Source organism: Streptomyces sp. NPDC059003 (genome assembly GCF_042740445.1).
Taxonomy (GTDB): domain Bacteria; phylum Actinomycetota; class Actinomycetes; order Streptomycetales; family Streptomycetaceae; genus Streptomyces.
In genome coordinates this window covers 1-23,792 of sequence record NZ_JBHYJH010000014.1, presented here as the reverse complement: position 1 = coordinate 23,792, position 23,792 = coordinate 1, and the positions used below count along the sequence as shown (strand labels likewise).

Annotated in this window: 24 protein-coding genes; 9 read left to right on the top strand and 15 right to left on the bottom strand. The window is 70.8% G+C overall.

The window, feature by feature from the left end; all coding sequences use genetic code 11:
• The first annotated feature begins 5 nt into the window (after window positions 1-5).
• From ACFWZ5_RS08835 to ACFWZ5_RS08825, 3 genes are all read left to right on the top strand, one after another.
• Entirely contained in the window at window positions 6-320 is a 315-nt protein-coding gene (locus tag ACFWZ5_RS08835; protein ID WP_384785592.1) for a DUF1330 domain-containing protein, read from the top strand.
• A 120-nt stretch (window positions 321-440) separates the two neighbouring features.
• A complete protein-coding gene (gene acpP, locus ACFWZ5_RS08830; RefSeq protein WP_384785595.1) occupies window positions 441-674 on the top strand; it encodes an acyl carrier protein in 234 nt (77 codons plus the stop codon).
• A 65-nt stretch (window positions 675-739) separates the two neighbouring features.
• Window positions 740-1,504, top strand: a complete 765-nt coding sequence (locus ACFWZ5_RS08825; RefSeq protein ID WP_384785598.1) for an alpha/beta fold hydrolase — start codon at window positions 740-742, stop codon at window positions 1,502-1,504.
• Between the two features lie 136 nt (window positions 1,505-1,640).
• Here the strand turns inward: ACFWZ5_RS08825 and ACFWZ5_RS08820 are convergent, their stop codons facing one another.
• The 4 genes from ACFWZ5_RS08820 to ACFWZ5_RS08805 form a co-directional block, all read right to left on the bottom strand.
• Entirely contained in the window at window positions 1,641-2,375 is a 735-nt protein-coding gene (locus tag ACFWZ5_RS08820) for a hypothetical protein (RefSeq protein WP_384785601.1), read from the bottom strand.
• A gap of 118 nt (window positions 2,376-2,493) precedes the next feature.
• Window positions 2,494-4,230 carry an FAD-dependent oxidoreductase gene (locus ACFWZ5_RS08815; protein ID WP_384785604.1) on the bottom strand — a complete coding sequence of 579 codons (1,737 nt, stop codon included), beginning with the start codon at window positions 4,228-4,230 and terminating at the stop codon, window positions 2,494-2,496.
• Between the two features lie 311 nt (window positions 4,231-4,541).
• Window positions 4,542-5,042: a DinB family protein gene (locus ACFWZ5_RS08810; RefSeq protein WP_384785607.1), complete on the bottom strand. Its 501-nt coding sequence runs from the start codon at window positions 5,040-5,042 to the stop codon at window positions 4,542-4,544.
• A 6-nt stretch (window positions 5,043-5,048) separates the two neighbouring features.
• Entirely contained in the window at window positions 5,049-5,690 is a 642-nt protein-coding gene (locus tag ACFWZ5_RS08805) for a class I SAM-dependent methyltransferase (RefSeq protein WP_384785855.1), read from the bottom strand.
• Window positions 5,691-5,898: 208 nt separating this feature from the next.
• Here ACFWZ5_RS08805 and ACFWZ5_RS08800 point away from each other — a divergent pair, with 208 nt between their 5' ends.
• A complete protein-coding gene (locus tag ACFWZ5_RS08800) occupies window positions 5,899-6,477 on the top strand; it encodes a helix-turn-helix domain-containing protein (protein WP_384785610.1) in 579 nt (192 codons plus the stop codon).
• A 12-nt stretch (window positions 6,478-6,489) separates the two neighbouring features.
• On the opposite strand, the gene ACFWZ5_RS08795 is transcribed toward ACFWZ5_RS08800, so the two are convergent.
• On the bottom strand, window positions 6,490-7,353 hold the full coding sequence (locus tag ACFWZ5_RS08795) for an LLM class flavin-dependent oxidoreductase (RefSeq protein WP_384785613.1): 864 nt from the start codon (window positions 7,351-7,353) through the stop codon (window positions 6,490-6,492).
• 146 nt (window positions 7,354-7,499) lie between these two features.
• On the opposite strand from ACFWZ5_RS08795, the gene ACFWZ5_RS08790 reads away from it, so the two are divergent.
• Window positions 7,500-8,078 carry a GNAT family N-acetyltransferase gene (locus ACFWZ5_RS08790; protein ID WP_384785616.1) on the top strand — a complete coding sequence of 193 codons (579 nt, stop codon included), beginning with the start codon at window positions 7,500-7,502 and terminating at the stop codon, window positions 8,076-8,078.
• Here the strand turns inward: ACFWZ5_RS08790 and ACFWZ5_RS08785 are convergent.
• The 6 genes from ACFWZ5_RS08785 to ACFWZ5_RS08760 all read right to left on the bottom strand — a co-directional run bounded on the left by ACFWZ5_RS08785 (window position 8,047) and on the right by ACFWZ5_RS08760 (window position 14,129).
• Window positions 8,047-8,832 carry a hypothetical protein gene (locus ACFWZ5_RS08785; RefSeq protein ID WP_384785619.1) on the bottom strand — a complete coding sequence of 262 codons (786 nt, stop codon included), beginning with the start codon at window positions 8,830-8,832 and terminating at the stop codon, window positions 8,047-8,049. The two genes, ACFWZ5_RS08790 and ACFWZ5_RS08785, sit on opposite strands and share 32 nt — an antisense overlap.
• Window positions 8,833-9,409: 577 nt before the next feature.
• Window positions 9,410-11,134 (bottom strand): ABC transporter ATP-binding protein, encoded by a 1,725-nt coding sequence (locus ACFWZ5_RS08780; protein ID WP_384785858.1) that lies wholly within the window; start codon window positions 11,132-11,134, stop codon window positions 9,410-9,412.
• Window positions 11,135-11,231: 97 nt separating this feature from the next.
• A complete protein-coding gene (locus ACFWZ5_RS08775) occupies window positions 11,232-11,648 on the bottom strand; it encodes a lasso peptide biosynthesis B2 protein (RefSeq protein ID WP_384785622.1) in 417 nt (138 codons plus the stop codon).
• Window positions 11,649-11,702: 54 nt separating this feature from the next.
• On the bottom strand, window positions 11,703-11,960 hold the full coding sequence (locus ACFWZ5_RS08770; protein WP_384785624.1) for a lasso peptide biosynthesis PqqD family chaperone: 258 nt from the start codon (window positions 11,958-11,960) through the stop codon (window positions 11,703-11,705).
• A 4-nt stretch (window positions 11,961-11,964) separates the two neighbouring features.
• A complete protein-coding gene (locus ACFWZ5_RS08765; protein ID WP_384785627.1) occupies window positions 11,965-13,839 on the bottom strand; it encodes a lasso peptide isopeptide bond-forming cyclase in 1,875 nt (624 codons plus the stop codon).
• Window positions 13,840-14,021: 182 nt separating this feature from the next.
• On the bottom strand, window positions 14,022-14,129 hold the full coding sequence (locus ACFWZ5_RS08760) for a keywimysin-related RiPP (RefSeq protein WP_384785630.1): 108 nt from the start codon (window positions 14,127-14,129) through the stop codon (window positions 14,022-14,024).
• A gap of 624 nt (window positions 14,130-14,753) precedes the next feature.
• On the opposite strand from ACFWZ5_RS08760, the gene ACFWZ5_RS08755 reads away from it, so the two are divergent.
• A complete protein-coding gene (locus ACFWZ5_RS08755; RefSeq protein WP_384785633.1) occupies window positions 14,754-15,512 on the top strand; it encodes a class I SAM-dependent methyltransferase in 759 nt (252 codons plus the stop codon).
• Window positions 15,513-15,731: 219 nt separating this feature from the next.
• Window positions 15,732-16,454 carry an alpha/beta hydrolase gene (locus ACFWZ5_RS08750; RefSeq protein WP_384785636.1) on the top strand — a complete coding sequence of 241 codons (723 nt, stop codon included), beginning with the start codon at window positions 15,732-15,734 and terminating at the stop codon, window positions 16,452-16,454.
• Between the two features lie 137 nt (window positions 16,455-16,591).
• Here the strand turns inward: ACFWZ5_RS08750 and ACFWZ5_RS08745 are convergent, their stop codons facing one another.
• A complete protein-coding gene (locus ACFWZ5_RS08745) occupies window positions 16,592-17,287 on the bottom strand; it encodes an SDR family oxidoreductase (protein ID WP_384785639.1) in 696 nt (231 codons plus the stop codon).
• Between the two features lie 250 nt (window positions 17,288-17,537).
• On the opposite strand from ACFWZ5_RS08745, the gene ACFWZ5_RS08740 reads away from it, so the two are divergent.
• The gene (locus ACFWZ5_RS08740; protein WP_384785642.1) at window positions 17,538-18,446 is read left to right on the top strand and encodes a LysR family transcriptional regulator; all 909 of its coding nucleotides are present in this window, start codon (window positions 17,538-17,540) and stop codon (window positions 18,444-18,446) included.
• Here ACFWZ5_RS08740 and ACFWZ5_RS08735 read toward each other — a convergent pair.
• Together ACFWZ5_RS08735 and ACFWZ5_RS08730 are read right to left on the bottom strand one after the other, a co-directional pair.
• Window positions 18,427-18,876, bottom strand: a complete 450-nt coding sequence (locus ACFWZ5_RS08735; RefSeq protein WP_384785644.1) for a peptidoglycan-binding protein — start codon at window positions 18,874-18,876, stop codon at window positions 18,427-18,429. The two genes, ACFWZ5_RS08740 and ACFWZ5_RS08735, sit on opposite strands and share 20 nt — an antisense overlap.
• 44 nt (window positions 18,877-18,920) lie before the next feature.
• Window positions 18,921-19,334 (bottom strand): peptidoglycan-binding protein, encoded by a 414-nt coding sequence (locus ACFWZ5_RS08730; protein WP_384785647.1) that lies wholly within the window; start codon window positions 19,332-19,334, stop codon window positions 18,921-18,923.
• Between the two features lie 563 nt (window positions 19,335-19,897).
• Here ACFWZ5_RS08730 and ACFWZ5_RS08725 point away from each other — a divergent pair.
• Complete coding sequence (locus ACFWZ5_RS08725; protein WP_384785650.1) at window positions 19,898-20,893, top strand: ArsR/SmtB family transcription factor; 996 nt, start codon at window positions 19,898-19,900, stop codon at window positions 20,891-20,893.
• 31 nt (window positions 20,894-20,924) lie between these two features.
• Here ACFWZ5_RS08725 and ACFWZ5_RS08720 read toward each other — a convergent pair whose 3' ends face one another.
• Window positions 20,925-23,282, bottom strand: a complete 2,358-nt coding sequence (locus ACFWZ5_RS08720) for an FGLLP motif-containing membrane protein (RefSeq protein ID WP_384785653.1) — start codon at window positions 23,280-23,282, stop codon at window positions 20,925-20,927.
• Window positions 23,283-23,792: the final 510 nt, after the last annotated feature.

Genomic DNA, 23,792 nt, shown 5'->3' with positions numbered 1-23,792 from the left:
ATCCCATGCCCGCTTACGTCATCGTCAACGTCGATGTCCTCGACGAGGAGGCCGGCCTGGCCTACGCGTCCGTGGCCCAGAAGTCCATCCTCGGTCACGGCGGCCGTTATCTGGTCGCGGGACCCACGCCCGAGCCCGTCGAAGGCACCTGGGACTCCTCCCGGCTCGTAGTCATCGAGTTTCCCGACATGGACCGGATCCGCGAGTGGTACGACTCCCCCGAGTACCGGCGGGCCCGGGACATACGGGAGGGCAAGGTACGGGTGGGGATGCTGTTCGCCGAGGGCGCGCCGCCCGAGGGCTTCGCCCTCCCGGACTAGGTGTGCCGTGAAGTCGACCAGACGGTTTCCGGCGGTTTCCGGCGGCTTCACCGGCGCGTGAGCAACTGTCAGAGTAGGTAGGTCCGCCCGTTCCCGTGCAGCGACGCAGGAGGCCGTGGGGTGTCCACCGTTGAGGAGCGCGTGAAGCGCGTCATCGCCGAGCAGCTGAACGTCAAGCTGGAGGAGGTGACGAACAACGCGTCGTTCGAGGACCTGGGGGCAGACTCCCTGGACCTTGTCGAGCTGGGCACGGCGGTGGAATTCGAGTTCTCCACGGACATACCCGACGAGGACGCCGAGAAGATCACCACTGTGCAGGACCTCATCGACTGGATGAAGGCACACGCCCGGTAGGGCCTCCGTCTGCAGTGGCGGTGCTCCGCGGCCGGGGCGCGTAGCCGCTGTATAGGATCCGTCGGATGACGCTCTCTCATGACGTGGCCGGAGACGGTCCTGCGCTGGTGCTTCTGCATTCCGGGGTGTGCGACCGGCGGATGTGGGACGCCCAGTGGGCGGCCTTGATCGATGCCGGCTACCGCCTTGTGCGCTGTGACTTTCGGGGCTTCGGCGAGACCCCTGCTCCGGACCGGCCGCACAGCGACGCCGAGGACGTGCTGGCCCTCCTCGACAGTCTCGGCATCGGGCAGGCAGCACTGGTGGGGTCTTCGTTCGGCGGACACGTCGCTCTGGAGATCGCCGCGCGGTGGCCGGACCGGATCAGCGCCCTTGCCTTGCTCTGTTCCGCCCTTCCCGGCCATGAACCTTCTGCCGAACTGACCGCGCTCGGCGAGCGCGAGGAAGCGCTGATCGAGGCGGGCGACATCGTCGGCGCGACGGAACTGATGGTCGACAGCTGGCTGGGTCCTGATGCCGACGAGACCGTCCGCGAGGCGGTGCGCCGGATGCAGCGGCACGCGTTTGACGTGCAGGTGTCCGCTGCCGAGGAATTTGATTCGATAGAGGCGGAGTTCGATCTGGCCGCGGTGCGGGCTCCCTGCCTCGCCCTGTCGGGTGCGCATGATCTGGCGGACTTCCGGCAGATCGCCGCCCGGCTGCCGGATCTCCTCGCGAGCGCCGACCACGTCGAACTGCCCTGGGCCGGTCATCTCCCCAGCCTGGAGCGGCCGTCGGCCGTGACCGATCTGCTGATCGGCTTCCTCAAGGACCGAGTTCCTGCCGGTTGATCCTGCTCTCGGCTCCGCCTGCCCACGGGTGCGGCGGTAGGCCGTCGGCACCCGGTGGGGCGGTGCCGAGCGGCCCGGACTCGTCGAAGGCACAGGTCCGGACGGGCCGCCCGGTCAATCGATTCCGGTCACGGCACTAGCCGTCCCGCAGCCGGACCATCGCTCGCCCGGATGCCGGGTCATGCTCGAAGAGCACGTACCGGCCGAGGACCGCGAGGGCGACGAGGCAGCCGCTCATTTCCAAGCCCTCCTCCACGAGCGTTCCCAGCATGAGCACCGTGCTGTGGCCGTTCTCGAGCGCCCAGCCGTTGAACGCCTCGGTCAGCAGCGCCCCGCCCAGATACACCGCCAGTGCGGCAAGGAGTCCGTTGCGCAGGTCGCGCGGGAGTTTCCGCGCCCACAGCAGGGCGCACACGGTGCCCGCGGCCGCGAGGAGCGCGCCGGGCAGCACCCAGGCATGCGTGGGCAGCGAGCCCCCGGCCCACTCCTTCCACGACTTGCCGACCTCGCCCAGGCGCTCGTGCAACGAGATCGACTCGTCGATGCTGAGCAGCGCGGTCGCGGCGGCGAGGCCCAGCCAGGACAGCCGCCCGGGGCGCGCGTCGCGCCCGCTGAGCAGCGCGGCGACCAGCGCCACGCCCGCCACGGCGAGCAGCAGCGTGCTGTTCCACCAGGTGGCCAGATTGCCCTCGACGTCGACGTTCACCACCCTGCGGACGGACGGGATGGGGTCGTACCGGTTGTACGCGCGCGTGGCGAGGTCGGCGACGAGTAAGGACGCGGTGGCACCTGCGGCGAACCACAGGACGCGGCGGGCCGGCGGTCTCGCGAGCTCACCCACGCGCCCGTCACGAGTTTGAAGATCGGTCATGCGTACGGAGGCTAGCGGCTCGACCGGAGGACGAAGCGGCCGGGGCGCCCGGTATGGTGCTTCTTCAGACAGACCTCCTGCGACCGCGCGTACGCGGTGAACTCGCCCCAGGCCGAGCTCAGAAGTCCAGGACGTGCGGCAGCCCCCACCGATACCGGTCGGCATCCACCCGTTTCGCCGCCGCAAGGCCCTTCGGCTCGTGCCGCCCGAAGAGCCGGGCCTTGTCCGCCGTCGAACCCGCCGCGTCCAGCACGGCGTTGGCGGCCCGGCGGCCCGCCTCGTTGGCCGCCTCCATCGAGGAGAAGTCGACGTTGCTGTACTGGCGTACGTAGTCGGCGGCCAGAAAGAGGTTGGGGACGGCCGTCGTGACGTCCGGGCGGTGGTCCCAGGAACCCGCGTCGTTGAGCAAGTACGGTTCGTCGTTGGCGAGTTCGCCGCCGGGGCCCTCGGTGATCGCGGGGTCAAGGAACCACGTACGCAGATTGTCGTCCGTCAGGCGCGCGCGGCCCGGGCGGTTCAGGGCCTGCTTCATCTGGGCCCACACCTCGGCGGCGATCTGCCGCGGCGTGCAGCGGCGCGCCGGCCTGCCGTACAGGACGCCCGGCTCGTCCCAGTTGGAGATGACGACGGAGAACGAGTCCCGCGTTCCGCCGTCGCCCCATGTTCCGCGGAACTCCTCGCGCCAGAACTGTGACTGGCTCACGGACACCAGCGCCCAGGGCGAGTCGGGGTAGGCGACGTGCCCGGGCACCACCGGTACGGGGTGCGTCAGGTAGTACTGAATGCCCTGGCTCCAGGTGGTGTTGAGCTTTTTGGTCGCGGCCAGCCGCGGATCGGCGGCCAGCAGATCGGGGCTCCACAGCCGCACCGCCCGGTCGACGGGCACGGCCACCACGAAGTGATCGGCCGCCACCTGCGCGGTACGGCCGTCCGCCGTCCGGACCGTCGCACCGGTGATGCGGCCGCCGTCGAGCGCGAGGGACTCCACGGTGTGGCCCAGCTTGAAGGTGACGCCCATGGAGCGGAGTTGCTCGCCCCACGGGTCGATCCACGCCTCGCTGGTGGGGGCGTTGAAGACGCGGTTGTTGGGGCCGTCGCTGCCCTGCTGCAACAGGTCCCACAGAATGGCCTCCCCGCCCTGACCGCAGGTGCGCGCGCTCGCGGACGTCGGCTTGAGGGCCTGGATGACCTGGACGCCACCGCCGAGCAGCCGCCGGTAGTCCAGGGACTTGCCCTCGGCCTCGATGAACTTCCACCAGTTCACGTACTCCCACTGCCCGAAGCGCCGCTCGTCGCAGCTGGTCATCAGGATGGCCGCCTTGCGGGCGAACAGCGCGGCCTCCCACGGCGGCAGATGGAAGACCTCCTCGGCGAGCCCGGTGACCATCTGCAGCAGCGCCTCGGGGTCGAGCGTTCCGGAGCCGATCGGCGTGCCCGGGATGTCGATGGCCTGCCGGCTGCCGGTGCGCGCGAACTGGACCCAGGTGGCCTGTACGAGGTTGTCGTGCACGCCGTGCGCGTTCCCGGCGAACGGGATGCGGCGCAGGGTGTCGGGCAGGTGGTGGTAGAAGCCGAACACACCACGGTGCCCGTGTTCGCCGGGCAGATCACGGCGGCCTCCGGTGCCGGTGTCGGGCACGGGGATGCTGCGCGCCTTCCCGCCAAGCACGTCACGCCGCTCGTACACCGTCACGTCGAAGCCGCGCTCGGCGAGTTCGTGCGCCACGGTCAGGCCCGCGGGCCCGGCGCCGAACACGGCGACACGCCGTCCGCCGCCCCGGGCCGCGCCGCCCTGGGGCCGGGCCACGGCCCGGGCCGTGGCCGGAGCCCCCACCGCCAGCGCTCCGGCGGCCACCGCCCCGTACCCGAGAACGCTTCTGCGCCGCAGCGCCGATAGCGCTGTCGATGGCGTTGTTGGTGGCTTTGTTGGTGACGTTGCTGATGGCACTGTCGATGGCGCGCTCATGACATCACGCTCCTCGTGTGTCGGCTGAAGGCCCCCACCGTTGAAGGCCTCCACCGATGAGGACCGTAGCGGCACACGGGGCACACCAAGAACAGCCATCCACGCCAAAACTGACTAACAGTCAACTCCGGGCTCACGGCCCCTCCACCCCATCGGGCGTCGACTCCCTACTGGCTCCCTACTGGCCCACGGTCGGCTGCTCAGCGGCCGGTGGATCCGTCGATCTGCTCGCGGAGGATGTCGGCGTGGCCCGCGTGCCGACCGGTCTCCTCGATCATGTGCACCAGGACCCATCGCATCGAAGGGGCCGCCCCCCGGCGCGGGGGTCGCGGAGCGGGAAGGGCCAGATCCGTCCAGCCGTCGATCACCCGGTTCGCCCGCTCGACGGTCTTCCGGTAGTCGGCGAGCACGCCGTCGACGGTGTCCTCCGCGGACGGCCGCATGGTCGCCGACCACTGGCCCGCGTCCTCACCGAGGAAGTAGAGCCGCTCGACGGACGCCAGATGCTTGAGCAGTCCGAGAAGGCTGGTGCCCGAGGGGACTTGGCCCGTTCGCACCTGCGGCTCCGGGGCGCCCGCGACCTTGTCCGCGACCGCGTTCCGCAGATAGTCGAGGAAGCCCTTCAGGGTGGCCTTCTCGTCGGCGCCGGTCCACGGAGGTCCGGTGTCCTTCACCGTGGTTCGTGCGGTTCGGGTACTCATCCGCGCTCATCCTTCGGTCAGCTGGACGAGCAGGACGTTGTCGATGACGGTGGCGGTCTCGCCGGCGGGTCCGGTGGCCTGACGGCGGGGCATGTCGGCGCGCAGGACGGACCAGCGTGCGGGGTCGAGAGTGAGGTCGGCGGCGATCTCGGCGGGTGTGGGGTAGTGGACGTCAGGGTCCTGGTTCCATGACCAGGGCGCGGTGGAGCCGTGGTCGACGATCAGCAGGCGGCCGCCGGGGCGCAGGGCCCGTGCGGCGGTGCGCAGCACTCGGCCGCGCAGCAACGGGAACGGCGTGTGGAAGTACTGGGCGGAGACCAGGTCGAACTGGCCGGCCGGGAAGCTGCTGCCCAGGTCGTGCTGTTCGGCGGCGACCCGGTCCCCGATGCCGAGAGCGCGGGCCCGTTCCTGCACGCGCTCGACGGCGGTGGTGGAGATGTCCACGGCGGTGACGTGCCAGCCGCGCCGGGCGAGCCAGAGGGTGTCGCCGCCGGCGCCGCAGCCCAGGTCCAGGGCGATGCCGGGGCTCAGCGGTGCGGCGGTCTCGGCGAGCAGTGGGTTGACGCGTGTGCTCCAGGTGTGCCGGGCGCGGTAGTGCCGCTCCCAGAACTGTTCGGCGTCCCCGCCTGTCACGCCCTGGTCGTCCATCGCGCCCTGATCGCCTGCCGCGCCCTGATCGTCCGCGGCGCCGGTGGTGGGTCGCTGGCGTCGGGTGGAGTCCATCTGCGGTGCCCCTTCGTCGGCCGACGTGCCGAGCGTGATCCGCTACGCGCTGACGACGCCGGTGGTGTACCAACAGCATCGGCACCGCCGTTTCGCCCTTGCAAGAAAAGTTGCGGATCCGCATCATCGGGGGATGGACGACCACGCAGGAGATGTGCTGGCCGGAGTCGGGCCGCGGCTGCGTGCCCTGCGCCGGGCGCGGAGCGCCACGCTGGCGGAGCTCGCAGCCGAAACCGGCCTCACGGCGAGCACGCTGTCCCGCCTCGAGAACGGCAAGCTCCGCCCCACGCTGGAGCAGCTACTGCCCCTGGCCCGGGCGCACGGCGTCCCCCTCGACGACCTCGTCGCGGCGCCGCCCACCGGCGATCCGCGCATCCACCTGCGCCCGGTGCGGCGCTCCGGCCTTGTCCTCGTGCCGCTGACCAGGCGGGCCGGTGGCATCCAGGCGTACAAGGTGATCCATCCACCGGCCGGCCGAGCACCCACGATGAAGCTGCAGACCCACGAGGGATACGAGTGGTTCTACGTCCTCAACGGACAGGTCAGATTCGTGCTCGGCGACCAGGAGTTCCAGCTCGGCGCCGGCGAGGCCGCGGAGTTCGACACCCGTACACCGCACTGGATCGGCAGCGCCGACAGCCGCCCCGCGGAGCTGCTGACCCTGTTCGGCCCGCAGGGGGAACGCGCCCATCTGGCACCGTCCGGGCACTGACCCTCGCCACCGTCAGAGGATCGGCGGCCCCGCCTCGATGCGGCGCAGCACCGGGGCCAGCCGGTCCAGGTCGGGGCCGGTCTGGATCTGCCGCTCGTCCCACCAGGTGGCGCCGGCGTCGCGCAGCGGACCGATCATGTCCTTGGCCTTGGCCGCGTCCGGAGGCGTGGCGCCGCCGAGCACGAACTCGAAGGGACGCTCGGCCCCGGCCGTACGCTCCTTGCGCACGTAGTCCACCAGCTCCTGCACCTCCGCCACATCCGGCACATGACCATGCTTGGCCGTCTCGAACAGCGGCACCGCGCCGTCCCACCGCGCCGCCCGTCGCATCGGCGCACGACGCGGCCAGAACCCGCCGATCCACACCGGCGGAGCGGGCCGCTGCACGGTGGCGGGCAGCAGCGCCACGTCCCGGACCTCGTAGTGCCGACCATCGTGATTCACCTGCTCGCCGGACCAGAAGCGCCCGAGGAGCTCGAGGCCCTCGTCCAGCCGCTCGGCCAGGACGCGCGGCTCGGCGCCGTCGCCGAAGCTGCGGTACTCGTCCTCGACCGGACCGCCCAGGCCCGCGGCGAAGATCACCCGGCCCCCGCTGAGGTTGTCCAACGTGGCCACCTGGCGGGCCAGTTGCTGCGGACGGTAGCGAGGGACCGGCGTCAGCAGGGGGCCCAGACGGATCCGGGAGGTCGCAAGGGCGGCGGCGGTCAGCAGCATCCAGGGGTCTCCGAAGGGGCGCCCCTGGTGCTGTCGGTGCAGTACGTGGTCCCAGACGAAGAGCCCGTCCCAGCCTGCCTGTTCGGCGGCGGCCGCCACGGTCGCGACGTTACGGGGGTCGGCGAAGTCACCGAAGTTCGGGATGTTGATGGAGAAGCGCATCCCAGCAGGATGCTCACCCGGCCGCGAAGAGGCAACGGGATTCGGATCCAGCGGACTTCCCGGCGGGCCGCCCACCACCCTGACTGAACCCCCATTTCCTCCGGATCCCGTTGCCGGGAGCCGGTCCGCGAACAATCATGGCCGCCATGGCGCGACCGAGGCAGACCATCGAGTGCGGGGACTTCGTCCTCCGGAGCTTGCGAGGACAGAGCGACTTCGCTCCGGCGTTCACGTTGATCGAGGAGTCCCTGGAGCACCTGCTCCCCTGGGAGCCGTGGGTCGCCCTGCACAGCGAGGAGAGGACACGGGACTTCCTCACGATGGCCGAGGCGAAGTGGGCAAGCGGTGACGCGTACAACTACGCCATCGCCCAAGGCGGCACGCTCATCGGCATGTGCCAGAGCTCCCGCGGGGCCGAACCCCAGGGCCGACGCATGGGCTACTGGCTGCACCCGGCCGCCACCGGCCAGGGCATCGCCACGAGAGCGACAGCGGCCATGGTCACCGAGATGTTCTCCCTGCCGGACGTGGAGTACCTGGAGATCTCGCACGACCTGGCCAACACGTCCAGCGCCGCCATACCCCGCCGCTTGGGCTTCACCGAAGTCCGCCGCGAGCAGGCGACATCGCCCGCCGCTCCCGCGGGCAGCGGAATCTTCGTGGTCTGGCGCCTGAACCGCCCCGCGCCTCCTGTCACCAGAACCGGGCCAGGGGGCCGACCTTGAACGCCATCGTGTCCACGCTGATGTTGCCGGCGAAGGGGTGGTCGAGGACGACGACGAGCAGCAGGCTGAAGCCGATGAGGGCGGCGACCGAGCCGACGAAGACGAGTTGGACGCGACGGCTTCTGACGCCGTAGAGGAAGGTCAGGGGGATGAACACCAGCGCGCCGCCGTACACCAGGACCTTCAGCAGGCCCGGGAGTTCCTGGTCGGCGATGGTCAGGCGGGCGCGGCGCTGGGCGACCACCTCGTTGAGGTCGTCGATCGTCTCACGGTAGAAGGCCTTCTCCTTCTCCGTTCGTGGCTCGTACGTCTGGAGCGAGGCGAACAGGTCCTGCATCTGGCGCTGGGTAGCGCTGTACTGAGGCTTCCCCGCCTGCATGAGGGGCCACTGCACCTCCACGACCTTGTGGACGTAGGCGCCGACGGCCGTGTGGACGCGGTCGCGTTCGGCGGGCGGGAACGCCTGGCTGTCCCAGGTGAGCTGGGCCAGGGACGACGCCTCGTTCTGCACCACGGCGTCGGCGTCCTGGATCTCGGTCCACAGCGTCACGACGACGAACGCGAGGATGATGCCGTAGATGGCGCCGTACATGCCGAGTACGACGCCGACCATGTCGTTGTGCTCACCGTCCGCCAGCTGCGGATGCCGCCGGTGCGTCAGCACGCTGCCCACCAGCGCCAGGACGACGACACTGCCGACGATCACAGCAGCGATCGCGGTGGTGGACAGATTGTTCAGCAGCCACAGTTCCACAGGCTCCCCAAGCGGCGTCTCAGGCCGAGCCAGCGGGTCGACTGGCACGTAGTCACGCGCACCTGTGTTACATCACGGCAGCGCCGGACATGCCGCAGCGGCAGCTGCACCACTCGGAAGAGGGAAACGGCCTGGTACTGCGTCGTTCGCAGCTGGTAGGGCGCATCGCGTACCGGCTGAGCGGGCGTGGCGGAGTCATCCGCCCTCCTCGCCGTCGGCGAGTCGGCGACGCCACCACAGGTCGGAGCCTGCTCAAGCACGTCGCGTGCATGTCGTACGTCGTCGAAGGAACCACCGCGGCACGAGCACAGCGCGTACCGCGGGTAGAGAGTGCGGCGTCCCTGCGGTGCCAGGAACTCTCGATACCGCCGCAACGCGCGTTCGGTGGCACCGAGGTAGACGTAGTAGTCGCCGGAAAGCCACTCCACCTACGCGGCATCGGCCTTTCGGTATGCAGTCATGGACGTCATCACGCCAGCACCCGTGTCCTCGCCACCGCCCGGGCCGGAACAGCAGGACAGGCCTTCGGCAGCGTGAGCCGGCGCTGCACGAACCAGTCGGCGAAACGCTCAGCGGTTCAACAGCTGTGGTTCAACAGCTGTGTCGTCGCAAGGTCGCGGTACAGGCTGTCGTTCTCCATCAGCTGGGCGTGTGTCCCCACCGCTCGTACGCGCCCGGCCTCCATGACCACGATGCGGTCGGCCGTGGTCACGGTGGACAGCCGGTGGGCGACGACGAGGACGGTGGTGGTGCGGGCGGCGTCGGTGACGGTGTCGCGCAGGGCCGCCTCGTTGGCCGCGTCGAGCTGCGAGGTGGCCTCGTCGAGGAGGAGCAGTCGCGGGCGGCGCAGCAGGGCCCGGGCGATCGCCACGCGCTGGCGCTCGCCGCCGGAGAGCCTGCAGCCGCGGTGGCCTACGTGGGTGTCCAGGCCGTGGGGCAGACGGTCGGCCACGCTCTCCAGACGGGCCAGCCGCAGGACATGGCGGAGCTGGTCCGTCGTCGCCCCGGCGACTCCCAGCGTCAGGTTGTCGCGCAGGGTGCCTGCGAGGACCGGAGAGTCCTGCTCGACGTACCCGATGTTCGCCCGCAGCTCGGCCAGCGGCCACTCCCTCACGTCCTTGCCGTCCAGCGACACTCGGCCGGCATCGGGTTCGTAGAACCGCTCGATCAGGGAGAAGGCGGTGGTCTTGCCCGCGCCCGACGGCCCGACGAACGCGGTCAGGCCGCAGCCGGGAAGGGTGAAGGAGACCCGCTGGTGGACGTCGGGGAGCCCGGGGCGGTAGGCGAAGCGCACCTCGTGGAACGCCACGGTGGCGGGCAGCGGCTCCCGTGTGCGCGGTGCCGGGGCCGCGGCCGGGGTCGGGGCGCCACCCGCCGTCCCGACCTGCACGTCCTGCACCTCCAGCTCCTCCACCTCCAGCTCCTCCGCCTCCCGGATGCGGGCGGCCGCGGCCGAGCCGATCTGGAACTGGCCGATGCCTTCCACGAGTTGGCCGATCCGGGGTGCCAGCGCGAAGAGGTAGAGGAGGAAGGCCACGAGCGTGGAGACGCCGATCGCGCCGGAGGTGACGCGCGCGCCGCCCACGCCCAGGACGACGAGGAAGCAGATCTGTACGACGACCGCCGACACGGTCGCGGACACCGCCTCCCACGCGGCGGCGCGCACCCCGGTGCGGCGCGCGTGTTCGGCCGCCCGGTGCAGTACCGCGGCCTCCCGCTGCTCGGCGCCGGACGCCTTGAGCGTACGGAACGCGCCCAGGGACCGTTCGAGTGCGGCCCCCATGCGGCCGACCGCCTCCTGGGTGTGCCGGGTGGCGCGGCCGATGCGCGGGGAGACCACCGCGACGACGACGCCCACGAACGCGATCACGGCGAGCGTGACGCAGAGCAGCACGGCGTCAAGGAGACCCATCATGACGACCGTCGCCACGGTGACCAGCGTGCCCGTGACGGCCGCCGACACCGCCTGAGGAGCGGTCTGGCGCAGCAGCGCGGTGTCGGAGGTGACGCGGGCGATCAGATCGCCCGGCTCGGTGCGCTCCACCACCGGAACGCGCAGCCGCAGGAGGCGGTCGGTCAGCCGACGGCGGGCGGCGCAGACGACGGCCTCGGCGGACCGGTCGAGTACGTAGTGGCCGAGGCCGGCGAGGACTCCCCCGGCCACCACCAGCACACTGAGCACGACGACGGGACCGGCCCCCAGGTTTCCCCGGCCCATGTCGTCCATCACGTGCTTCGCCGCGAGGGGCTGCGCCAGGCCCATCAGGCTGCCGAGCAGGCCGAGCAGCACCCCGGCGAGCATGCGGGTGCGCTGCGGGCGCAGATGGCTCAGGAGGGCGCGGTGACCGGACCGGTGTCTTTCGGTGCGCCGCGGGTCGTCGCGCCGGGCCGTCACGGCCTCACTCCACGGCGAAGAAGCGCTGGAAGTAGTCGGCCGGTACGCCCTCGCCGACGAGTTCGCCCTCGGCCTCCACCCAGGCGTGAGCGGCGAAGGGCGGACGGGTGCGCACCCCCACGCACCAGGTGGGCCACTGGCCGGAGCAGCGGCAGAGCAGCACGGTGGCCAACGACCGGGGCAGGCATCCCCTGTGCCCGCCCGCGGCCAGGCTCACGGCGAGCACCGTCTCCCGTGCCAGCGTCGCCTCCGGGAGTGTCGCGGGCCGGGCTCCCCTGCGCAGCAGGCCGAGGACGGTCCGGATGCGGCCGGGCGGCAGCGCGGCCAGCGCGTGGGCGCATCCCACCACCAGCCGGACCGCGACGCGGCGGCCCGGCGGGACGGAACGGGGGTGGTAGGGAACCGCTTCCGGCGTCGACATTCAGTTCCTCTTCTCTGCGGACGGATCCTGTGCGGCGCTTTCGGCGCGTACGGCTCACGGGGCGATGAGGCCCGCCGAGCTCAGGTCTGCCACGATGCGCGTGACGTCCCGCTCGGCCGTCTTCGCGTCCACGCCCTCGTATTGTTCGAGCAGGTTCGCCACCGCCCGCTCGGTGCCGTGGCCGTCCAGCAGGGTCTGCAGGACCAGGGCCGCGGTGGGGTTGAGGGTCCAGTACTCGGCGCGCTTCTGGTCGAGCAGGGCCATGCCGTACTCGGTCTCGGTGAGCAGGACATCGGGCTTCAGCGTGCACATCGGCTCACCCTTCTCGGCCGGCCGGAGGCCCGGCCTTGGACGGTGTCATCTCCCGGGAGCGCAGCCACACTTCGCAGGCCACGGTCGCATGCAGCAGATAGCTCTCGGTCTCCGCCGACAGGGCGCGGCGGCACCACTCGCGCAGGACCGGCTCGTCGACGAGCCCGAGCCGGGCCAGCCGGGAGTCCTCGCACAGGGCGAGCAGCCGGGCCCGGTGGCGGCGCAGCCCCGCCTCCTCCTCGTAGGTGGCGTTGGCCTTGGTGCCGCGCGTGCGGCTGGCCTCCGGCACGACGCCGCGCATGGCCTCGACGATGAGCGGCTTGTAGCGCCAGGGCGTGATCCGTTCCTGCGGTCGTACGGCGAGGCACGCCTCGATGACGCGGTCGTCGTAGTAGGGCGCCGCCACGGTGATCCCGAGCGGCGCGGCCATCTGCCCGATGTGCCGGGTCCACTGGGAGATGCCGTCCATGGCGACCAGTTCGCGGTGTTCGCCGTGGTCCCTGCCCCGGGGCCGGACGTCGGGGAGGCGGTCGCGGAGCAGGGCGCGTGCCGCCTCGACGGCCTCGGGGGTGGCCCAGGGCGGCATCCTGGGCGGGATCGACCAGTCGAGCAGCGGCTCCTGCACGGGGGCGGGCGGCGAGGTCAGGTCGCGGGCGACCCGGCCGAGCCAGGTCCCGTACGAGCTGCGGTCGAGCAGCTGACGCGCCGTTCGCCCCCTCGACCACTGGTACTTCGCGCCGTACCCGCGTATGTGCCGCAGCGCGATGAAGGGATGGGTCCGTACCAGGGCGTGCAGCCGGGCGGGCGTTCCGGCGAGGAGTTCGTCGCCTCCCAGTCCGGTCAGATGCAGCCCTGAGCCGCGCGCCGCCGCCAGCGCCACGATGTGCATGCGCCGGTTGCGGTCCACCGTGAGGATGCTGGGGGTGTCCAGGAGGTCGTCGAGCGCGTCGATGCCGTCGAAGGTCATGGCCACGTCCTCGGCCGGTACGACGTGGTGCTCGACCGTGCCCAGAGCCTGGACGGTCCGCTGCGCCCAGTACACGTCGTCACCGAGCTCGTCGTGGATGGCGGCGGTGTACGCGACGACCTTCGCGTTCCCGTGTGCCGCGGCGCAGCACACGGCGGTGGAGTCGAGGCCACCCAGGTCCGCCGTCACCAGATCGCGTCCGCGCGTGCGCACCTCGACGGCGGCTGTCAGCGCCTCGCGCAGTCGTACGGCAGCCTCGGCCAGGGGAATCCCGGGTTCGGGCGGCGACCACCAGCACGCCGTCCGGGCCCGGCCGCGGGCGTCCAGGGTGAGGCTGTGGCTGCCGGGTACGGCCTGCACCCCGTGCCACATCGGGGATCCGGCGAGCGGGTGCGGCACCGACCCGAGCAGTTCGAGGGCGAGCCGGCTCTCGTCCCACTCGGCGCCGACGAGTTCGGCGAGCACATCGGCCCGGTCGGACGCCAGGCTCACGCCTCCGGGGCCCGGCGGTGCGGGGTCGGTGTGGAACACGCGCCGCAGACCGACGACGCCGCCCCGTACCAGGACCCGCCCGTCGCAACTGGCGATCAGGTGGAAGCTGCCGGTCCAGGTGGCGCTGAAGCGGTCGAGCGCCGTGAGGGAGGACGCCTCGAAGGCCGCGGTGGCGGCGCGTTGCGCCTCCTGCGTCGTGACGGCATGTTCCCCGATCACGGCGACGCGCACGCCGCCGTGCCGCGCCGTGACGATCGTCTCGGGCGCCCACCGGCCCACCAGCCAGGGCCTGCCGGAGGCGTGGCTCAGACTCCGGTTCGCGTGGGGGAGCGCTTTGGCGGCCGGAGCGGCGGCCGCCTCCGCATCGGGAAGGACGACGAACCAGGCGGGCAGGGTTCGGAGCGAAAGGAACTCTTCCACGGCTACGGCCTCCGGTCGGCAGCGTCCAGAAGTGCGGGCTCACACGTCACGGCCAAGGGATCGGGTGGCGGCTGGGCGCCGCCACCCGACGGCCGGGCCGGTTCAGTGACCGGCAGGCCTACGACGGGGTTCGCACCGCACGGCGGTCAGCTGTACCGCGCAGCGGTCACGAGCCGCCCGCGTCAGAGGAGCTGCTTGCCGCCGAGGATGTCCTTGGGCCCGTGGTTCTTGATTCCCGTGACCTTGCGGAAACCGCCGGCCTTGGCGAGGGTTGGGCGCTCGTACGTCATGGTGGAACTCCCTTTTTCTTTGGGGACGGTGACTTTCACAGGCGCGCCGTGTACGGATCCACAAGAGGGGTTTCAGACTTTCCCTCTGCAGTGAAAATCCGCCTTGCCACCGTAAGTAGGATAAGAAGCTCATCACAACAACCAGCCAGGGGTGACGCGTAGCGCGCAGACGGCGCGTATGCCGGCCACACAACCTCGGCGTGGTCGCACCCGCCCCCAGGTGCGACCAGAGGGGCCGCGCGGCTCGGCTGGGTTTCCGGTCAATAGAACTCCTCTTCGGGCATGCACTATGCGAGCGGCAGGCCGGTCCGGATCGGCACTACGAGCGAGGCCGCGCCGTGCGACACCGCGGTCGAGGCGGCACGCGCCACGACAGCCCCGGGCGCCGCCCGGTCGACTACCGCAGCTGAGCGACACGTACGCCGCCGCATTGATCGCGCGTTGAACGTATATGGATCGCCCGTTGATCACTCTCCACCATGCTTCTTGAACGTCCCGCAACCGGGCAGCCAACACATTTCTTCCGTCACGTTTCTTCCGTCGGTGGTCGCACGCCCTTCAAATCACCATGCCGAACGGATTCCGAGCAATTTCTCTGGCGGATCGATCGAACCGACGTAGGTGATGATGAACCCGGAATTCCACTCACGGATTGCCGACGAGTTCGGCGAATACACCAGCAGGGGCCTGCGTACGGACGTCTTCCCGGACGGTGATCCGGAGGCCGCGTTCGACGAGCTGGCGAGGGGCCATGGCGGTCCGGACCGCCGACTGGTCGATGTCGGCTGCGCCGACGGTCGCAGCCTGCTGAGGATCGCCCCGGCGTTCGGCGGCACGCTCGGCATCGACACGTCGGAGTCGATGCTGGAGTCCGCCGAACGGAAGCGCGAGGAGGCGGGCCTTGGCAACGTCAGGTTCGAGCGGCGCGACGCTTCCTATACCGGCCTGCCCGGCAGAGTGTTCGACGTGCTCACGTCCCGGCTCGGGCCGCTGTTCCCGGGCGAGTTCCGCAGAGTGCTCAAGCCGGGCGGCCATCTGATCTACATGGGCATCGGCGAGACGGACCTCCGCGAGCTGAAGGAGGCTTTCGGCCGGGGCCGACTCTACGGCCGCTGGGACGGCAGGCCGGTGATGGACGAGGTGGTGGAGGAGCTCACCGGGGCCGGTTTCACGGTGGTGCTGGAGAAGAACTTCCGGACCGAGGAGTTCTACCACTCGCCGATGGAGCTCGACAGGTTCCTGCGCCAGGTGCCGGTCTTCGAGGACTACGACACGGTGGCGGACCAGGTTCCGTTCGAGCGCTATGTGGCATCGGCCGGCAGTGACCGCGGCGTCCGGCTCGACCGGCACTGGTTCGTGGTCCAGGCGCGGAGGGCGATATGACGGTCTGCGCCGACCCGGAGTCCGAGGTCCGCGGCTAGAGCCGTGAAAAACCGATGGCGGACCACGGCGGCCACTGCTACTTTTCCGGAGGCCGTGCGAGAGAACGAGGAGGTGGTACCCGTGAACGCAGTATCGACATGGGTGCTCCCCTCCGGGGTCACGGTCGGGCAATAGGTCGTCCGGGAGCGCCGTTCCAGCGCACTCCCGAAAGGCACGACCATGCACGTCACTTCCGAGCAGCGCCTCGACGACGGCGTCCTCGAACGCGAATTCACCCTCGGCGAGATCCCCGGCACCCTCTGGACGCCCGCATCCGCCGCACCGGCCCCGCTGATCCTGATGGCCCACAACAACGGCCTGCCCAAGGGGGACGCCCGGCTGGTGGCCCGGGCCCGGCGGTCCGCGGCGTACGGGTACGCGGTGGCCACCATCGACGCCGCCGGGTGCGGTGACCGGCCCCGTTCAGCCGCCGACGAGCAGGCCCGCGCCGACCTCCGCCGGGCCATGCAGGCCGGCGAGCCGGTCGACGAGATCTTGGAGTCCCTCGTCGGCCCACTGGTCGACAAGGCGGTCCCGGACTGGCGCACCACTCTGGATGCCCTCCTTGCGCTGCCCGAGATCGGGGGTCCGGTCGGGTACTCGGGGTGGATGGCCCTCGGTGTCCGGCTTGCGGCGGCCGAGCCGCGCGTCGCGGCCGCCGGGTTCTTCGCCGGGGGTTATGTGCCCCGCGCCCAGCGCGAGGAGGCCCGACAGGTCACCATTCCGCTGCTGATGCTGTTGCAGTGGGACGACGAAGGAAACCCACGGCAGCGGGCCCTGGACCTGTATGACGCCTTCGGCAGCAAGGAGAAGACGCTGCACGCCAATCAGGGCGGGCACCTCGGCACCCCGTGGTTCGAGGCGGAGGACGGGAACCGGTTCTTCGCCCGGCACCTGAAGTAGGACCGGCGCCTCCATCGCAGAGTTGAGGACGGCCTTCTCGCCATCCGCAACTCTGCGATGGAGTACGGGAGTACGGGAGTACGGGAGTACGACGTCAAGGCCCGCCACCCCGCCCCCTCCCGCAGCGAACCCCAGGCCTACCAGGGCACGACCTGCCCCTCGTGGTCAACGAAGTGGAGGCCGGACTTCCCGCGGTGGCGCTCAATGGTCTCCGCCACCCCGGGAATGCTCTCCTCCACACTGAGCTCGGCGTCGGGTCCGCCGAGCTCGGTGCGGACCCAGCCCGGGTCCATGAGCAGCAGCGTCCGCGGGTCGTCGGCGTGACGGGCGGCGTAGCTGCGCATCAACTGGTTCAGCGCGGACTTGCTGGCCCGGTAGAGGTCCTGCCCGCCTTCGGTGTTCCGAGCGATGCTGCCCTGGTCGGATGACATGACGCCGATGGTCCCGGTCGGCGCGACCAATGGGCCGAGGGTCTCCACGACACGCATCGGGCTGAGCGCGTTGGTGACCATCACTTCGGTGAACATGTCCGTCGGCACTTCGCCGATCGGTATGTCGCCGCGCGTGATGGCGGCGTTGACGAAGAGCAGGTCGAGGGTGTGCCGTGCCAGCCGGTCGCGCAGTGCCGCGATCTGCTCCGGCTCGGTCATCTCCAGTGACTCGATGGTCAGTCGTCCTCCGGATGTCTCGGCGAGGTGGTGGAGGCCGGTGCGCCGGGTGCCGCGGACCGTGCCGATGACGTCCCAGCCGCGCTGGACGTACTCGGCGGCGAGCCCGAGGCCCAGGGTGCGTGAAGCCCCGATGATGACGGCTGTCTTGCGGGCGCTGTTCATGTGGTTCCTCTCGGGGCCAGGTGCCAGGGCTGCTGTCGTGAAGCGTTGTGCACGGTCGTCGTGCACAGTCGTCGTTCGCAGTCGCCGTGCACAGCTGTCGTTCACGGCTGTCGTTCACAGCTGTCGTTCACGACTGTCGCCCATGACTGTCGTCCATGGCCGGAGTGACGGTGGCGATGACGCTGCAAGTCTCCGCGCGGTCCAAGCCGGGCGTCCAATACCCTTCGGGCCGCATTGATACCGTCACGGTATGGATCTGGACCTGCGAAAGCTCCGCTATTTCGTCGCGGTGGCCGAGCACCGGCACTTCGGCCGCGCGGCACAGGCCCTGTTCATCGCGCAGCCGGTCCTCAGCCGACAGATCCGCGCGTTCGAGCAGGAGCTGGGATGCCCGCTGTTCACACGGTCCACGCGCAGCGTCGAGCTGACTCCCGCGGGAGAAGAGCTGTATGACGAAGCGTCAAGGATCACCACGGTGGTGGACACGGCACTGCGGCGCGTGCACGAAGCCCGGCGGGGCGAGCGGCGGCTCGTCGTCGGCTTCTCGCCCGGTCTGCATGTGTCGGACGCGATCCGGGCGTTCACGGCGAGCCATCCGAAGGTCGAGATCGACGTCTTTCCGCTGCGCTGGTGGGAACGGGACGCTCCGCTGCGCGACGGCCGCGTACACGTCGGATACCTCCGTCGCCCCTTCGACGACTCGGGCCTGCGCACCGTCCCCATCGGTCACGAGACCAAGGTCGCGTGCCTGCCCGTGACCCATCCGCTGGCCGGCTGCCACACCCTCACGCTGGCTGATCTCGACGGTCAACCGCTTCTGGACGGCAGGACGCGGCGGACGTCCTCGCTGGAGGAGAAGTTCGAGCTCATCGCCTCCGGCCAGGGCATCGCACTCGTCCCGGTCAGCGTCGCGGACTCGTACTCCCGCCCCGACCTCGTCTACCTGACGGTCACCGACGCCCCGCCCGTCGAAACGTGCCTGGCGGTACCGGAGAGCGGCTACGCGGGCCCCGTGCCGGACTTCCTGGACATCGCCACCGCGACGCTGCGTCGGCACTCCGGAGATTCGGGGACGTCGCCGGTCCGGTCGGGTCGCCGAACGTCCGCCCGACCAGACCCGCAACAGCCTCCGATCCGGCTCAGCAGCCGGTTGCGTTGAAGTCCCAGAACGCGGCCCGGGTCTTCGGCCCTGCGGCCCCGTCGACGTCGAGGCCGTAGCCGAAGATGTTCAGATAGCGCTGCAACGCCCTGATCGTGTTGGGGCCGACGATTCCGTCGACGGTACCGGCGCCGAGGCCCAGGTCGTTGAACTTCCGCTGCGCGGCCTTCCAGCTGTTGGTGCCCAACTGCCCGTCGATCGCGCCGGGGTTGTAGCCCGTGTCACGCAGCCAGCACTGCCAGTTCTTGGCCCGGGCCGTGTTCAGGCCCAGGTTGTTCACCGCGAGGATGGAGACATCCTGGGCGCTTGCCGCATGTGTGGCGGCCGGCGGGGATCCCGCGGAGCTGACCGTTGCGCCCGCCAGGCTCCCGGCGACGATTCCGACGATGGCCGCGGCACTGACGAGCGTCTTCGTTAAGGCAGTTCGCATTTTCTCCTCTTTCCTGTCGCAGGACGTGACACCCGCTTGAGCCTTCAGCGGGCCGGATGTGGGCGCGCGCAGCTCGGGATGGGGTTGTACAGGACCTCCCAAGTGGGACGCCCCACGATGACCCCGGGAGGTTCGCTCACCTGGTTGCAGCTCTGCACGGAGCGGATCGCAGCGCGGGTCCGCACTCCGAGGATCCCGTCCACCGGGAGCTGCGTGCTCTGGTTGCTGTAGGTGTTGATCAGGCACTGCACTTGGGGGACGGCACCGCGTGGGCTGGGAGCGCCGTCCCGGATGATGGGCCGGGCGCTGTCGTCGATGTAGTTGCAGTGAGGTTCGGCCCGCGCTTGCGTCGAGGCCGCTGTGGCCGAGTCGGCAGGGCTCGCGGTCAGGGCCGCGCCTGTGGAGACGGCCAGGGCGACGAGTCCGGCCACTGCCGCCACCTTCATCGGTGTACGCACTCTTGGGTCCCCCTTTTGATCCTTGTCCGCCCGCACGTGGCCTCACTGGTCCACTGGTCGCGGCCGACGGGGCCGCCCGGGGCCGTGCTGCTGTGTCCGGGTGCGGCCCCGCCGGTTTCCCCGCGGGACGGAGCGCTCCTCCGAGCCGCTCTGCCGTGCAGGTCAGGTGCCCTGCACGCGTGACAGACCGGTCCGCGGCGGCGGAACGGGAAGGTGCCCCGGCAACGACACTGTGTGGTGCGGTGTATCGGCGCCACCGGCCCACCGGTGTTGCCCCCCGTTTCCGGTCTGATCCCGTTCCCGTTCTCGTCGGCTCCTGGCAGCCCAGTGTGGACCGGCGCTCCCACCGGCTGGAATCTCCGTGCGCCTGAACGCAATGTCCCAGGCCGACAGGTCGTACACCTGCCGAAGGGCCGTACCCCTGCCGAAGAGCCGCACCTCTGCCGACAGGCCCGTACCCCCGCCGGGAGGCCGAAGCCCAAAAAGCGTCTGGTGCCGTGTCCGCCGGGCCCCGGAGCATGGAGTGGAGCAGCACAGACACCCGGGCCACGGGGGCAGGGGCCATGCTGAGAGTCCACTTCACCGGAGACGACCTGGCACGCACCGTGCTCGGCGACAAGCCCGACGCGCTGTGGGAGGTGTCGATCAGCCTGCACCGGCTCCAGCGCCGGGACACCGGGGTGGTGTTCGGGCCGTGGCGGAGCCAGGTCCTGCCCCGGATTCCCCCGGCAGTCCGGCTCCTCTCCCCTCTCGCCCCGGCCAAGGGGTACTGCCTGGACTTCCTGACGCCCGCCCGAAGATCCTCGCGCGCCACCCAGATCGAGGCGCTCCGCTCGACCGGACGCGAGACGATCCGCGCCGATCTGCGCGAGTTCCGCCGACAGAACCCCCGTCTGCGCCTGCCCTCGTGGTGCACCCAGCTCGCCGAAGGCGACACCGGGACGCTGGGCCGTCTCGCCCTCGCCGCGGACACCTACTTCGATGCCTGTCTGGCGCCCTATTGGGACCGCGTCCTCTCACAGGTGCACCGCGACTGGATGCACCGCACCACACTGCTCGCACAGGGCGGCTGGGAAGCCCTGTTCCGCACCCTGCACCCGTCGGCGCGCTGGAGTTATCCGGTGCTGGAACTCGACTACCCCGTCGACCGCGAGATGCATCTCCACGGACGGGGCCTGGTCCTGCAGCCGTCCTTCTTCTGCCGCTACAACGTGACCAGCCTCCTCGACCCATGCCTGCCACCCGTACTCGTCTACCCCATCGACCACGACCCCGGCTGGGCCCTGCCCACCCTCCCCGCCGACACCAACAAGCCCCTCACCACGTTGCTCGGCACCACCCGCGCACAGCTCCTGCACGCGGTGGCGGACGGCACGGCCACCACCCAGCAACTGGCCCGCCGCACCCGCACCACACCCCCCAACGCCAGCCGCCACCTCACCGCCCTCCGCGAAGCCGCCCTCGTCCACAGCCACCGTCACCGCAACACGGTCCTCCACACCATCACCCGCCTCGGCACCGCTCTGCTCAACGGCCAGCAGCCCGCTCTTCCCGCCTGAGCCGCTCAGCCCGGGCCCGGGCCCGGGCCCGTCAGGCCGACTGGGTCCGCCGCTCGTATCGCGCCACGTACCACCGCAGGGCCAAGGAGACGGCTCCGAACGCCAGGAACAGGACGGTGGCTATGCAGAGGGTCCACCAGCGCAGGTCCCCGTCGACCATGAGGTTGCCGGCCACCCCTGGGTGGAGGCTGTGCAGCAGGACGTGGAAGAAGAAGGTCAGGCCGGTCAGATAGAGGGCGTACCAGGCGGGCCTGTTCCAGTGCTTCAGGCTGTGCCCGTCCATGCCGGACAGCGGGAGCAGGCCGAACACCACCACCTCGATACCGGCGACGACCGTCAGCCCCAAGGCGTAGGCGACCATGTACCGGAAGCTGCCGGGCGAGGCGTTCTGTGTCCGGGCGGCGTCGAGCAAGGGCGCGCCCAGCACCCAGAGGAGGACCACGGCGGCCAGCACGCAGATCCCCCCGATCAGGACCGCCTGCCCCTTGGGCAAGCCGTTGTCGGGATCGCCGGACCCTCGGCGGGGGGAGCCGAGCACCATATAGACGGCGATCAGGCCGTAGACGTACGGGACCGGGAACTCCAGGAACCGGGACATCGCCGTCATCAGGCCCGCGAGCAGCAGTCCCGCGGGAACCACCCGCAGCTCGGAGCGGATCCCTTCCCGGCGCGGGCGCAACAGGGAGTCCTTGGTCTTCTCGTACGTCACCAGGATGACCAGCATCCCTGCGGCTGCGCCCGCGGTGTTGACCGCAGTCGACGGGCTCAGTCCGGTCCTGACGTCGGCCCAGACGGCGAGAGAGCCACCGAGGAGCGCGAAACCGCACACCCTGGCCCAGCCGGGCAGCCTCGCAGGCCGGCCCCGCCTCTCCGCCCGGCGGCGAAGCCACCAGCGGCCTATCGCGTTGTCGGCGAGCTGAGAGGGGAAGGCCCTCTCCAGAAGAAGGACCACCACCAGGAACCAGGCCGCCATGCCGACCGACCCGGCCAGGTCCTTCAGCGCCCACGAGACATCGGCCGGGGTGCGCAGGGCCTCGACGAGACCGAGTGCGGGATCGTCGCGGGTCGGACCCTGCGCGTCGCTGCCGCCGTTCTCGTCCGCGTCGTCGTCCGCCTCTTTGTCGCCCGCTGAGGGAGCCGAGCCCTGGTCCTCGTCCTGCCCGCCGGTGCCTCCACCGGTCGACGCGTGCGAACCGCCGCCGCCATGCCGGTCCTTGGTGCCGTTCGAGCGGGGCGGAGTGATCGGTCCCGTCTTCCCCTCCGGGTGCCGGGTCGACCCTATGGGCAGTTCGAAGACTGTCAGCTGGTCCGGCGGCGGCAGGGTGATCTCACCGGCCTTCTCCTGGCCCCGGCCAGGGCACCCCAACTCCACGTCCCGATGGCCCGTCATGTCCGTCGGGATCTTGGCGTGGAGGTCGATCAGCTCCCAGCGGCCTTCCCCGGCACTGCCCTCGTACGAGTCCGCGTCCAGCCAGGTGTTCAGCCGGCGGCCGCCGATGACGATCGCGCCACGGACGCAGGCGGCCGGGTAGCCGGTCATGTGGATGGTTACTTCGCGGGGGTCGTCCGGCCGTTGGGTGACGGGTGGCGGGTCGACGCTGAAGGTCCCCGAGGCCCGGACCTCTGCCGGGGTCCGGCAGTTCGCGGCCACCTCGTGCGCCCCTTCGGCGGCGGAGGACGCGACGCGGAACGGGATGGTGAAGACCCCGCTCGCGGAGGGTGTGCCGTCGGCGACGAACTGCCCGTCCCACAGGATGTCCACTCCCGCTCCCGCGTCGCACAAGAACCCCGTGCCCCCGACGGTGAGCTGTTGTCCCGGCCGTCCGGAGCCGGGTGACAGGGAGATCCGCGGATCGGGCCGAGCCGCCTCCTCGACGTCGAACACGGCTTCCGCGGTGGGCGCGTCGGCCACGGCCGTGCAGACCGCCGTCATCTCGTACCGCCCCGGGGCGGCGTCACTCGGCACGGTGACGGGCTGCTGGAAGCCTCCACTGTCGTCGACCGTCAGGGGCACCGGCTCCTGCCCCTGCACGGTGAACGTCAACGGGCCCGCCAGCCCTGCCTCCTCGGAGCAGTCGAAGTCCCTGCCGACCGCCGTGAAGGTCCCGCCCTGCGGCACCGATGCGCCCTGCGGGGCCAGTGAGGGGTCGGCGAGCGCAGGCGGTTCCGTGTCGTCCGTCCCGGTGTCTGTGGGCTGCGGGACGGGCTGCGTCTCCGAGGGAGTCCCGGCGCTGGTGGACGCCTCCTGCGCGTACTCCCCTCGGACTCCGGCCACGGTCCGGTCCACGTCACCACCGGCCACAGCCACGCCCGGCATCGCCGCCGTAGCGATGAGCAGCAACGCCCCCAAGAGCGCCCCCCACAGCCGCCGGACTCGTGCACGTCCCATCCGCGTCATGGCCCGTACTCCCCCATGGCCAGTGCTCCCCCCACGCCCGCACGGCCTCCCCTGCCGTGACCGCTCGGGCCTTACACGTGAGACGAACGACCGGTCCCCGGTCGTTTCCGGCCGCAGGGGCGCACCGTAGTGCGATCGCATGCGTGACAGAGCCCGCGCGCCTGGCGTACGCCCTTGCGCCGTCCGCTGACCGGCCATGAGGCGGAGGGTCGTCCCTCCTACCTCCGCCACCGCCGCACGGCCCCCGCGCCCAGCCGAGGGCCATGTCTCCGGGGGATACGGAGACCGCACCAGGGAAGGGCGGTCCGGCCGTGGTGGGGGCATAGCGGCTCCCGCTGAAGTGCTGGCCGTCGCCGTCCACGACTTCGGCGCCGTTGCCGTTGCCGGGAGCACCCTGTTCGGGGGCTTCTCCGGTGTTCTTGAGACGGAACTGAACGGCTGCGAAGCGTTTGCCCACTTCTGCGGTGAGGAACTGATTCGCGGCCCGGGCCGGGCCAGGAC